Raw genomic sequence first — 12,001 nt, forward strand, 5'->3', positions numbered from 1 at the left:
CGAGGGAACTTTTTGTGCCAAAGCAAAACTTTGTAGAATCTAGGTGATGACATTTGACAAACAAATACATCGAGGCACAGGCCCACATGTCAGTGGCAGCTGAGCGTGCACTTGAAGGGAAGGTAAAAGGGTTTAGAAGGCTCCTTCCTTTTCTCGGGCCTGCTTTTATTGCAGCCATTGCATATATTGATCCAGGCAACTTTGCTACCAACATTGCGGCTGGCTCAAAATATGGTTTTCTGCTTTTATGGGTTATTCTCATATCAAATCTAATGGCTTTGCTCATTCAGTCCTTGTCAGCAAAGCTTGGAATCGCAACAAGTAAAAATCTACCTGAAATCGCACGTGAAGAGTTTCCAAAGCCCGTCTCCATCGGTTTATGGATTCAGGGCGAGCTCGTCATTATCGCCACAGACTTAGCTGAATTTATCGGTGCTGCACTTGGCTTGTACTTGCTCTTTCGAATCCCACTTCTTGAAGCATCAATTATTGCAGCCATCGGATCCTTTGCGATTTTAGAACTCCAAAGACGCGGATATCGAGCATTAGAAGCAGGTATCACTGGTATGCTGTTCGTTGTGGTGATTGCTTTCGCTGTGCAAACCTTTGTCGCAAAGCCTGATATCGCAAGTGTCACTGGCGGACTTTTCATTCCAAGGTTTGATGGGACAGATAGTGTGCTGCTTGCAGCTGGAATTTTAGGTGCCACTGTGATGCCGCACGCGATCTATTTACATTCAGCTTTAACCCAAAGAAGAGTCGTCGGCAGAACGGAGAAAGAGAAAAAACAAATTTTCCGCTTTGAGTTTTTAGACATTATTATTGCCATGCTAGTCGCTGGAGCCATCAATGCCAGCATGTTGATTGTGGCAGCTACTTTATTTTATAAAAATGGTCTCTTTGTTGAAGATTTGGACATCGCATTTCAGCATTTTGGTACAATCGCAGGTCCTATGTCGGCCATCTTATTTGGTGTAGGTCTGCTTGTAGCCGGACTTTCCAGCTCTTCTGTTGGTACTTTGTCAGGCGATATTATTATGCAGGGATTTATTCAGTATCGCATCCCATTGTATGTACGCCGGTTAATCACCATCGTCCCCCCTATTGCAATCATTGCATCTGGGGTCAATCCGACATCTGCGCTTGTGATGAGTCAAGTGGTATTATCCTTTGGTATAGCCTTTGCTTTAATTCCGCTTATTTTGTTTACAAGCAAAAAACGAATTATGGGCGATTTAACGAATGCACGCTGGGTGACAGGAATATCTTGGGTGATAGCAGCTCTTGTTGTAGCACTCAATCTCTTTTTAATTGTGGATACCTTTATGTAAAAGACAGTGATGAGGCTGTCTTTTTGTTTCCATTTGATTATGGTAGAATTCACCTTGAGAGGATGTGGGCACATGTTTTTTTATCAGGACCAAGATGTATCCATGCGGCTACTTGAGCCAAGAGACGCAAGAAGTTTGTTTTTGCTCATCCAGCGGTCAAGAGAGCATTTACGTGAATGGATGCTTTGGGTGGATACCACGCAAACAGAAGAGGACAGCATGGCGTTCATTCAAGGTGCAATGCAACAAGCTTTCCAGAACAACGGCTTTCAAGCGGGCATTTGGTCACATGGAGAACTCGTCGGTATCATTGGCACCCACCAGATTCATTGGGTCGACCGAACCGTTTCCATTGGCTATTGGCTCGGAGAAGGCTATCAAGGAAAAGGCATCATGACAAAAGCGTGCAAAGCGGTCATTCACTATTTATTTCAAGAGTGTGGACTGCATCGCCTTGAAATAAGAGCCGCTGTTGATAATCAGAAAAGCAGACGCATCGCAGAGCGATTATCCTTTTCTCTTGAAGGCATTCTCAGACAATGTGAATGGCTAGGCGACCATTTTACCGATCATTGTGTCTATGCACTTTTGCAGCCTGAGTATAAGCAAAAAGCGTATTCAATGGATCAGACCACTTAATTGTGTCGATTGCATAAATTACTTTACAAAGTGAATCTTTATGGTATCCATTGTGATCAGCATCTGATAAAATAGAAGGAAAAATCGAGGTATGATGTATGTCTCTAATTATTTTATTTTACTTATGGATTTTCCCTTTATTATTTGGCATTTTCTTCTCATTCCTAACAAAGAAAGTCACATACAAACGCCGCTTTGTCCCATCATACAGCATGGCAGGACTCAGCTTCGTTTTTCTTATTCTGGCACTTGTCTTTTCAGCCAGCCATTTCCTATTCATTTGCGGTATGTTCCTTTTTGCCACTACACTTGTCGGCACAGGCATTCCTTTATTCTTAGCCTTTGCAAAAACACCATCATAAACAAAACCACCTTTTCTGGATAAGAAAGGTGGTTTCTCTTTTTATTGATCAGGCATTCGGTATGTAATGGACGCACAACAAGAAGCCCGTGAGAAGGGAAAGCAGTTGGTTATCATTAAACACATTTTCATCGTAAATCCCAGTTCTCTCAGCATCCAACGATTTAGAACGTTTCTGTTTAAATTTAAATCAATATTTTATACCAAATTACGAGTCTTTTCACACGCATATTCATACTTGAACACACTGAAAAACCCATGCGATTCTGCATGGGTTTTTACACAACTATTGATCTAATTTTAATTTCTTTAATTGTTCAGCTAGTGCGTTATTGATTGGTTCTTCCACTTTTTTTTGTTTCTTCATATATTTAGACACATCGTGCTTACTAGCTCGTTTTTGATTGGATTGTGCTTTGCGCTTTTCAAAAACAGACAGCTTCTCTCTATGACCGCACACACAGGCAAAGATTTTGCCATCTCCTTCCCCTCGCAGCTCGAGCTTTTTATGACAGTTCGGGCAGCGTGCATTTGTTTTCTTCGCGACATTTTTGCGATGACCGCATTCCCGGTCCTGACAAACGAGCATTGTGCCATTTTTCCCGTTCACTTTCAGCATGAGTTTTCCGCAGTCAGGACAATGGGTTCCCGTGATGTTGTCATGCTTAAATGTTTGGTTTGTCTGCTTGATTTCAGTTACGGCTTGTTTTGCATATGCCTTCATTTCACTCATGAATTGAGAAGCTTTCAATTGACCTTTTGCAATTTTAGTAAGCTTCTGTTCCCATTCCGCTGTTAAGGCAGGAGACTTTAAGTCTTCAGGTACTAAGGATAATAGCTGCTTCCCTTTCGATGTGATGAAGATGTCTTTGCCCTTTTTCTCAATTAAGAAGCTATTAAACAGTTTTTCAATGATATCGGCTCTTGTTGCCACTGTCCCTAATCCACCCGTTTCACCAAGGGTTTTCACTAAGTCCTTTTCTTCGTTCTGCATAAATGCAGCAGGGTTTTCCATGGCAGATAAAAGGGTCGCTTCATTAAATCGAGCAGGAGGCTTCGTTTCTCCTTTTGTTTCTTTCAGCAGTCTTACTTCAAGAGACTGGCCTTCTGTCAGTGCCGGCAGATGCTGATCTGCTTCGACTGATTCCTCGTCTTCATAGGAATCATCGTATACGGCTTTCCAGCCAGTTGATTGGACGGTCTTCCCTTTTGCTGTGAACAGTTCACTGCCTATCTTGGCGATAACAGTCGTTTCCTCGTATTCAAAAGGTTTCATGAGGACAGCAAGAAATCGTTTGGCAATCAAGTCATATAATTTACGCTCTTTATCACTTAATGCACCAGGATACAGCTCTTCCTCAGTTGGGATGATTGCATGGTGATCTGACACTTTGGCATCGTTGACGAAGGATTTATGTGCCTTAATACCTGATTGTAAAATACGGTTCACATAATGCGCATATGGTCTGACGTTCATTCCTTTTAGTCGATCCTTTAATGTGGGAACGATATCCGTTGAAATATAACGTGAATCTGTACGCGGGTAAGTGACGAGCTTATGCTGCTCATACAACCGCTGAAGAGTAGACAGTGTTTCTTTCGCTGAAAAACCGTAGCGTTTATGAGCATCACGCTGCAATTCTGTCAGGTCATACAGCCCTGGAGCAAAGGCTTTTTTGGCTGTTTTTTTCAGTGCATCAATCACTGCAGGTTTTCCTTTACAGCTTGCCAAGCGTTCCTTGATTAGATCCTCTTGGAATGTGCGGTTTTGCTTTGTTTTTGCATACTGCCAAGTCAAGGTGAGTCCGTCTACTTGTGCAGTCAGCCCAAAGAACGGCTTCGGCTGAAATTGCTGAATGTCTTCTTCTCGCTTTGCGATCATCGCAATGGTTGGGGTTTGCACCCGTCCGCAGGAGAGCTGTGCATTAAATTTAGTTGTTAACGCTCTTGTCGCGTTTATCCCTACAACCCAGTCTGCCTCTGCACGTGCGACCGCTGAGCGATACAGGTTGTCATATTCTCTACCGTCTTTTAATCGTTTGAATCCTTCCTGAATCGCTTTGTCAGTGACAGAGGAGATCCATAGTCGTTTCAGGGGCTTTTTCACATGAGCTTTTTCAAGAATCCATCTCGCCACAAGCTCTCCTTCACGTCCAGCATCTGTTGCAATGACAATGTCTTTCACATCTTTTCTAGCAAGCTGCGCTTTTACCGCTTGGAACTGTTTGCTTGTCTTTTTCATCACCACAAGCTTGAGCGGCTCTGGAATGATCGGCAAATCCTCTAAACGCCAGGATTGAAATTCTTTTCCGTAGCCTTCTGGATCAGCCAGTGTGACCAAATGACCAAGCGCCCACGTCACAATGTATTGATCTCCTTCTAAAAAGCCGTTTCCTTTTTTATGACACTTCAGCACGCGCGCAAGATCGCGTCCTACTGAAGGTTTCTCTGCTAATACAACTGTTTTTGACACTACATTTCACATCTCTTTCTTCTATCCATCCTTTTATTATAGCAGACGTGAGGAGATGCGGTTCTAATGGCGGATTATTTTCTTTAAACGTTTGATGATTTCATTTGTGACCTCTTGTGTTTGATAGGCTACGCCGATGTCTACAGTTAAAAGGACTACCCAGAGGTTACAGCAGACTAGCCGCATATTGATGCCCTCTCCAAAAAGCATCGTATGAACGATGCCATGCCATTTTGTTGCAATTGTTACAGTCATGATGTGACGCACTTGAAGCAAGTACTCTCTAAATAACTGATTTTCATTTTCCCTATTTTTTAAGCATTACTTGAACATATTTTGAATTTTTCATAGATTTTAGCATGTCCAGACGATCTTTCGTTTATATTAGAAGATGAGAAACTAGCTTTTATACAGGAGGATTTGTATATGCATACAAGTATTAGCCGTCTTCGACAGGCGGGTTTTATTGAGGGTATGTCTCTTTTAACCCTTCTTTTAATTGCCATGCCACTGAAATATTTTGCAGATATTCCAATGGCAGTCACCATTGTAGGCTCTCTTCATGGCGCATTGTTTGTCATCTATATGCTTATGTTGGCATATGTGACATTTAAAGTTCGTTGGCATTTGAAATGGTCGATCGCCGGTTTTTTTGCGGCATTCATTCCTTTCGGCAACTTCGCCTATGATAAGGTGCTCCGCCAATTTGATACGAAAGCGTAATATGAAAAAGCAAGCGTTCCAACAAGAAACGCTTGCTTTTTTATGTTGTCTAGGCTTGTGAGATCTGGGTGTAAGATATCACAGTTTTTGCAGTCTTTCCTGTTCTTTTTCCTTCATACTTAAATTGGAGAAACAAGCTGACAAATGATACGGCCCCCTTTCATAACATATTGTGTATCTTCTTCCCTTTTCTAGGTATCATTAGTCTCTGCATTCTATTGTTTGACGAACATAAAAAGGCTGCCAAATAGATGGCAGCCTGCTTCTTACTCTTTTCATGCAAATAAATAATCAATTTCTGATCTCCGTTGCGGAGTTTATGAATTAAGATTCGATCATATCAGTGTGTCATATGTGTTCCGAGTGAACCTACGTTTGAAAGTAAACGCCATGGAAGTTCTGGTAACAAGACAACGAAAGCCCTACCTCTCATTCGTCCTTACGGCTCCGAAGCCGCGCCAGTGTGAATTGTAAATCAAAACGTCTTTTTTCCATTCTTCCGCTTTTATAGGGGGCGGATGCAAAGGGAAAGAATAAGTTTGTTGCTTTGACAGCGTCTCGTTCTTATCAAGTAGAAGCTCTATTGCTTCTTATGATGTCATAGAAAAAAGAAAGTTTACTTTCTTTATTTATTTGCTTATTTCAACACTTAATATAGAAGTATAACACGTTCCCCCAACTTACGCAAGCGTTAAAGTGATCATTCTGCTGGTGTACGACTTCCCTCATTCATATAACGGATAGAGGTTGAGTCAATCTTTAGGATGACTAGGTTTGGATCGTCTTTTCCTTTAAACCATTTCTCCATATCCTCTGACCAAATTCGGTCAATCAGCTCTTGATCATCTGTTAATGTAGCGGTGCCTGTAATTTCTGCATAAGTGTCACCGAACCCTTCGCCTGTATATCCAATTAAGATATGGACATTCGGATTTTTCTCAATTTCGTCTACTTTATGTGTTTCTTTGCTCGTTGGGGTATATAGCGTCAGCCCATCATGGAAAAAGGTCATATAGCGGGTATGCGGCTGATCCTGTTCAACGGTCGCTAGTGTTCCGACCTTTTGCTCATCTAATAAGTTCAATACCTTTTGTTTTAACTCTTCTTGTGACATGTACCTTCACTCCTTCAAAATTTCATCCGTATTTTTAGGTTGCCACGACAATCCATTCATTAAACAAAGAAATGTGTTTTTCATAAAAAGAGATCTTATAGCTGCTGCCGTTGATGGCTCCTTTTGTCGCTATGTAATCAAGTGCCTTCTTCGTAAAATAAAAATTGGCTAACAAAAACGGCATGTCCAATTCCGCTGTCTCCACCTGTAATCAGTGCTACTTTTCTTTTTAGCTTGCCAGACCCTTGATACGACTCATCCTCAAAGATCGGCGCAGGATTCATTTCTCTTTCACTACATGGCTGCTGATCCTGTGTTTGGGGCGGAATGCCGTTTGTTTAGTATTCACGTAAATCCATGTGTAAGCTCCTAAATGGAAAAAATAGGTTAAATGATCATCAAAAAGGAGCGTTCTTATATGCTATCAACCCTTTCAAAAAATTTAGCAGACCAAAAGGCTGGCTTGGAAGCATTGCAGGCTTCATTATGGCAACTGAAAATAAAGCATTGAATCAGTAGTTATTTCCACTGTCTACTTGACAGGCAACACATCAATAAACTCTCGGCCTTTTTCTTACCATTTTGCTTCTTTGACAAATTGATAGAAAAGCTGATTTAATTTCTGCTCAATGTCTTCCTTTGTTCCGTGTCCATAAAGCGCCATGCTTTCTTCACTTTCAATCATAGATGAACTGATTAGACTAAACATTTCAGACCCTTCCTTGCCAAGTTCTAGCGGTGCCAGCATCATGAGCGTTCTTGACATCAGCTGCTGCCCGCCATCCATGCTTTTCACCTCGTATGCCTCATCAAGATCATAGATATGAAAAATCGGTTCCTTGATGAATTCATGCTTTAAGTGAAAAAGAGCAAACTCGGTACCCGGAATTCCTAAACCGCCTTGCTGTTCACGCTCAAGTAAACCGGCCGCCACATCGTCTGCACGATCTAAATATCCTTGGCTTTCAATCTGACGCATCAGCTCTCTGATCGTTTCCTCATGCTGCTCCATCGTCTTCTTTTTTTCTATTGTAAAATGGGACAAGATGCTGCGAATCACGGACATATAATTTGTTATCTGCTCTGCCACCGCCATCATATCAACCGTTTCCTGCACCGATTCTTTTACAGATTCTTTTGCTCTTTTTTTCTCGATGATATAAGGAATCTTCCGTTTAATATGAGACTTTACAAGTATGGCGTCATCCTCGTTTAAGAGCGGACTGACCATAATGTAATCGATATGCTCATATGGGATCGGAACCGTTGATACAATCATGTCATAGCTTGTAGCGTCGATTTCCTTTAGCTCCATTAAGGAAGATAGATCGAATTTAGCGATCTCTGGCAATTCTTTTTTTAACCGTGATGCGAGCATTTTGGACGAACCGATTCCGCTTGAGCAAACAACCAATGCATGAATCTTTGTTTCTTCTTTTTTAATTTCAAGCACTGAGCCAAAGTGAAGCACAATAAAGGCAATTTCATCCTCAGAAACGCTCGACTCCTTCTTCAATCGCCATGAACAGCAAAAAGTAGTCTTTTTTGATTTGTTGTTTGAGCGGGTTATAAATCCTCATCTTTTCCTTTAATCGGTTCATGGCAGGTTCGAGGTGAGACACGAGTCCCTCATACAATGAATCATTTTCATTTAAATGGTAGCCTGTTTTTTTAGAAATAAAATCGATGAGTTTTTTCGTTCTTAGCGCTATATCCAGTTCAATCTCATCAATGCGATATTCTGCCTTAAAGCTTCGGTTTGCACTGCGCAGGTGGATGGTCATATATCCGACCTCTGCTTCAGGAATCTCCACATTAAACATGCGTTCTAGTGCTCTTGCGATTCGCTGTGAAGATTCAAATTCTTTCGTCCGCTTTAATTCAAGCAATTCTTCCTCTTCCATTCGAATGGTTTCGCCAATTTGAATGCGTTCGATGGCATAGGTTAAGTGAACGACAAGAGCAATATAGGCACTATCAGACAATGAGAGCGACAGTCGGTTTTTCAAATGAAAGAGCAGCCTTTCTACCTTGAGTAGCTGTCCCCTGCTGACAACCCCAAACACCTTTTCAGACGCTTTCGTTCGATGTTTAATATTCATTTCAATCGTTTCTAAAAATAATTGAATGTCGAGCCGGTCGACAATGAGATTGCCGACAATTTTTCGTTTTGCTTCTTCCGGTCCTTTTAATTCAATGCCATACCCGCGCTTTCGGATGAGATGTAAACCGTAATGAGCGATCCATTCTGTCAGTTCATCTAAATCGTAGCTGATTGTCGCATTTGTGACCTGCAAGTCGGATGCAAGTGTATATAATTTCACGGGTTCCTTTGCTTCAAGCAACGCACACAGGATTAAGAGCTTCCGTTCATCAGAACTATATTCGATTTGATCCTCATTTGAAATATGAGACAGAAGCCGCTGTTTGTCTTCCTGTTCACCGACCGCCTTCAAGCCCTTCCCCGGCTGTTTATCAAGTGATAGATTGTAATTTTTTAAAATAGGTTTAATGGATTTGAGTTCTCTATGAATGGTTCTTGTACTTACCTGAACAGAATCGGCTATCTCACGAATGGTGACATAACGATTTTGCTGAATCATATATTTGATGACTTTCTGTTCTCGTGCCGTTATGTACATGAAATGCCTCCTTCTGCTTATATAGGTCTATTATCACAATTTAATATAAAACGCTTTCACTAAACGATGCAATCTTAAGTTGATCTAAATTTGGCACACGGGCCGTGACAGAATGAAAGACCATGTCCTGATCACACGTTTTCCCAAAATGACGGTTCATAATCCTTTTGATGAAATTGAACCTTTGTTTATGAAAAGGTTATGTGCCTCCTGCTTTTATTGAATATTTTATACTGGGGAGTCAAAGCAATGATCCATCGTTCCTTCCTCCGGTCGGAAAAGAACAGTTCGCATCGTACCAAACAGCTCTTCATAATTGTGCACAGTCAGACCATCAGGATATTCTGTCTGGAACAGTTTCTCTAAAGCCTGAATTAACATTTGGTATCTGACAGATTGATGTTTAGTCAACCCTTTTGCAATTTTTTGCCCATCAATCATTTCGATCACAGCCGCCTCTCCTTGTCGATCGGCAAGCATGATTTTGAACATTTGAGGCGACAGACATTTCCTGTATAAAACAACCGGCCTCCTCAACCGTTTCACAGTATTCCAGAACAGATCGAATCACATGATATACTTGCAAACCTGCAAAGGCTGGGGCTTTAAACCTAGTTTATTGCAAATAGGCGACTCGCATGCAGAGAACGTTACGAAACATGACCGTTTGTTGATCGGTTGTCTTTTTTCCCTGCATCACACAATGGGAGCATCTTGGCCGAAGATGTAATGAGTGGTAAAAGGTCAAATAGGTTTCATCTAATTGCAGTTCATCATCTTCGTTTCTTTTATCATATCGAAACAGTCCTTCATTTAAAAGGATGAAAAAACGGCAATCCCACCGGATCACAGTTGTTTAGCGGATTGTTGAAACAGCGCTTCTGCCATTGCTTCATATCCTTTGTGGTTCGGATGAAATTGATCAATCGATAAGTACTCTCTTTCATGCCCTTCAAACATGCGGTAAACATCGACAACTTCTACATGCGGATTGGCTGCAAGTAAACGAAGATGTTGATTATATTGCTGCAGCCATCGCTCTGCTATTGGAATTTCAGGAAAAGGATTATATAAATTCATGAGATACACGCTGTAAGGCTGATGCTGCCCTCTTTTGATCTGAGCGATTTCTTGAATCATCTTGCTAAAATTCGCCTGACAATGCATGGACGCTTGCAGCAGTTTCTTTTCATCTTCACCTTTTTCATACTGCAGAACAGCTTGAACAAGATCATTCCCGCAGCCTGTGATGGTGATGATGTCAGCATGAGCAATCGCCCGTCTTACATCAGACCGCTGAAAAAGCTGCAAGATCTCTTCCGTTGTTAACCCTGATTTCGCATAAACAGACAGCTTTACAGGCGAATGCAGCTTTTTTTCAACCATCGCCGCATACCACTCAGCAAAGCCTCCGCCAAATAAACGTGCCCCTACCCCAACCGTTAAGGAATCTCCAATCGCAACATAAGATCGTCCCACTTTTATCCCTCACTCTCTCCTGCCTTCTCTTATATATACGAAAAATCAGAACAGATGCTTGTAGCAGATGGCTTAAAGGCATCCACCTTTTTTTCAAGCCAAAGGTTCAGATGAATTTACAAACTCTTTACTTGCGATATGGATCGGTGTAGGCTTTTTATGCTTAAATCCTTGCTTCAAAGCATTCCAGAAAAATTCACAAACTTTTTATCTTGATTTCAAGACTTTATATCTTGACTTCAAACTATATTGTGATTACAATGAAAATATCAGTTTTTATGTAACTGTTATTGTTACATCTTTTTCATACCATTCCAATATGAATAAAGATGATAAATATTCAGTTTATTCTTAGGATACGCTAAAAAAACACTTAAACAGAAAGGATTGAATAAGTTATGGCAAAAGTTTTATACATCACTGCACACCCGCATGATGAAACCGTTTCTTACAGTATGGCTACTGCCAAAGCATTTATCGAATCTTATAAGGAAGCAAATCCAAGTGACGAGGTTGTACATATCGATTTGTACAAAGAAAACATTCCTCACATTGATGCAGATGTATTCTCAGGCTGGGGCAAGCTTCAATCTGGTGCTGACTTTGATACACTTACAGTTGAAGAGCAAGCGAAAGTTGCCCGTCTAAACGAATTAAGCGATCAATTCGTTTCTGCTGACAAATATGTTTTTGTTTCACCACTTTGGAACTTCTCATTCCCACCAGTTCTTAAAGCATACATCGACTCTGTTGCTGTAGCTGGTAAAACATTCAAATACACAGAGCAAGGTCCTGTTGGTTTATTAACAGACAAAAAAGCGCTACACATCCAAGCACGTGGCGGATACTACTCTGAAGGTCCTGCTGCTGAACTTGAAGCAGGTCATCGTTACCTTGGTAAAATTGCGAGTTTCTTCGGAATTCCTTCATTCGAAGGTCTTATTGTTGAAGGTCACAATGCTGAGCCTGCAAAAGCAGAGCAAATTAAAGCAGATGCAATCAAACGTGCAAAAGCTTTAGGTAAAAATTTCTAATCAATCATACACAAAAAGCCAATGATCTTTACAGGGAATGTAGACTAACCTAGTCAAATGGGACATAAAAAAACACCCTTCAAGTGATACACTTAAACTAAGTGTAATTTGGGGGGTATTTTTTATGGAGAAGAACAGATATTCAGCTTAAATAAAAAGGGCTGTTGTGAAAGATAAATGAAGCGGACAGTTTACCATTCAAATT

General features: G+C 41.0%; 11 protein-coding genes and 2 pseudogenes. 5 read left to right on the plus strand and 8 right to left on the minus strand.

Annotation, left to right across the window (positions count from 1 at the left end; genetic code table 11):
• Positions 1–53 precede the first annotated feature (53 nt).
• The 3 genes from WAX46_RS04715 (at position 54) to WAX46_RS04725 (ending at position 2,332) form a co-directional block, all read left to right on the plus strand.
• On the plus strand, positions 54–1,331 hold the full coding sequence (locus WAX46_RS04715) for an Nramp family divalent metal transporter (protein WP_226566612.1): 1,278 nt from the start codon (positions 54–56) through the stop codon (positions 1,329–1,331).
• A 72-nt stretch (positions 1,332–1,403) separates the two neighbouring features.
• Positions 1,404–1,970, plus strand: coding sequence for a GNAT family N-acetyltransferase (locus WAX46_RS04720; protein WP_336493426.1), 567 nt, complete (start codon positions 1,404–1,406; stop codon positions 1,968–1,970).
• Between the two features lie 98 nt (positions 1,971–2,068).
• The gene (locus tag WAX46_RS04725) at positions 2,069–2,332 is read left to right on the plus strand and encodes a response regulator (protein ID WP_226566610.1); all 264 of its coding nucleotides are present in this window, start codon (positions 2,069–2,071) and stop codon (positions 2,330–2,332) included.
• Positions 2,333–2,617: 285 nt separating this feature from the next.
• Here the strand turns inward: WAX46_RS04725 and WAX46_RS04730 are convergent, their stop codons facing one another.
• Together WAX46_RS04730 and WAX46_RS04735 are read right to left on the minus strand one after the other, a co-directional pair.
• Positions 2,618–4,804, minus strand: a complete 2,187-nt coding sequence (locus WAX46_RS04730; RefSeq protein ID WP_226566609.1) for a DNA topoisomerase III — start codon at positions 4,802–4,804, stop codon at positions 2,618–2,620.
• A 63-nt stretch (positions 4,805–4,867) separates the two neighbouring features.
• A complete protein-coding gene (locus tag WAX46_RS04735; RefSeq protein ID WP_226566608.1) occupies positions 4,868–5,059 on the minus strand; it encodes a hypothetical protein in 192 nt (63 codons plus the stop codon).
• 171 nt (positions 5,060–5,230) lie between these two features.
• Between WAX46_RS04735 and WAX46_RS04740 the strand changes: the two genes are divergently transcribed.
• Positions 5,231–5,527, plus strand: a complete 297-nt coding sequence (locus WAX46_RS04740) for a DUF3817 domain-containing protein (protein ID WP_336493427.1) — start codon at positions 5,231–5,233, stop codon at positions 5,525–5,527.
• A gap of 700 nt (positions 5,528–6,227) precedes the next feature.
• On the opposite strand, the gene WAX46_RS04745 is transcribed toward WAX46_RS04740, so the two are convergent.
• The 6 genes and pseudogenes from WAX46_RS04745 to WAX46_RS04770 form a co-directional block, all read right to left on the minus strand.
• Positions 6,228–6,641, minus strand: coding sequence for a pyridoxamine 5'-phosphate oxidase family protein (locus WAX46_RS04745; protein WP_226566606.1), 414 nt, complete (start codon positions 6,639–6,641; stop codon positions 6,228–6,230).
• A gap of 34 nt (positions 6,642–6,675) precedes the next feature.
• Positions 6,676–6,831 carry a hypothetical protein gene (locus WAX46_RS04750; RefSeq protein ID WP_336493428.1) on the minus strand — a complete coding sequence of 52 codons (156 nt, stop codon included), beginning with the start codon at positions 6,829–6,831 and terminating at the stop codon, positions 6,676–6,678.
• Positions 6,809–6,970: pseudogene (locus WAX46_RS04755) on the minus strand (NAD(P)-dependent oxidoreductase); the annotation flags it as partial. The pseudogene WAX46_RS04755 and the gene WAX46_RS04750, both read right to left, overlap by 23 nt.
• A gap of 245 nt (positions 6,971–7,215) precedes the next feature.
• Positions 7,216–9,283, minus strand: a pseudogene (locus WAX46_RS04760) (BglG family transcription antiterminator).
• 228 nt (positions 9,284–9,511) lie between these two features.
• Positions 9,512–9,733, minus strand: coding sequence for a carcinine hydrolase/isopenicillin-N N-acyltransferase family protein (locus WAX46_RS04765; RefSeq protein ID WP_226566605.1), 222 nt, complete (start codon positions 9,731–9,733; stop codon positions 9,512–9,514).
• A 396-nt stretch (positions 9,734–10,129) separates the two neighbouring features.
• A complete protein-coding gene (locus WAX46_RS04770; RefSeq protein WP_336493429.1) occupies positions 10,130–10,762 on the minus strand; it encodes a GDSL-type esterase/lipase family protein in 633 nt (210 codons plus the stop codon).
• 398 nt (positions 10,763–11,160) lie between these two features.
• Between WAX46_RS04770 and WAX46_RS04775 the strand changes: the two genes are divergently transcribed.
• Positions 11,161–11,796, plus strand: coding sequence for an FMN-dependent NADH-azoreductase (locus tag WAX46_RS04775; protein ID WP_336493430.1), 636 nt, complete (start codon positions 11,161–11,163; stop codon positions 11,794–11,796).
• Positions 11,797–12,001 lie beyond the last annotated feature (205 nt).

It is taken from the genome of Bacillus sp. FJAT-53060 (assembly GCF_037104745.1).
GTDB lineage: Bacteria > Bacillota > Bacilli > Bacillales > Bacillaceae > Bacillus > Bacillus stratosphericus_B.

Excerpts from the sequence above, each read along its gene's own strand:
- WAX46_RS04720 (WP_336493426.1), top strand. The coding sequence starts at position 1,404 with ATGTTTTTTTATCAGGACCAAGATGTATCCATGCGGCTACTTGAGCCA.
- WAX46_RS04725 (WP_226566610.1), top strand. The coding sequence starts at position 2,069 with ATGTCTCTAATTATTTTATTTTACTTATGGATTTTCCCTTTATTATTT.
- WAX46_RS04740 (WP_336493427.1), top strand. The coding sequence starts at position 5,231 with ATGCATACAAGTATTAGCCGTCTTCGACAGGCGGGTTTTATTGAGGGT.
- WAX46_RS04745 (WP_226566606.1), bottom strand. The coding sequence starts at position 6,641 with ATGTCACAAGAAGAGTTAAAACAAAAGGTATTGAACTTATTAGATGAG.
- WAX46_RS04735 (WP_226566608.1), bottom strand. The coding sequence starts at position 5,059 with ATGACTGTAACAATTGCAACAAAATGGCATGGCATCGTTCATACGATG.
- WAX46_RS04775 (WP_336493430.1), top strand. The coding sequence starts at position 11,161 with ATGGCAAAAGTTTTATACATCACTGCACACCCGCATGATGAAACCGTT.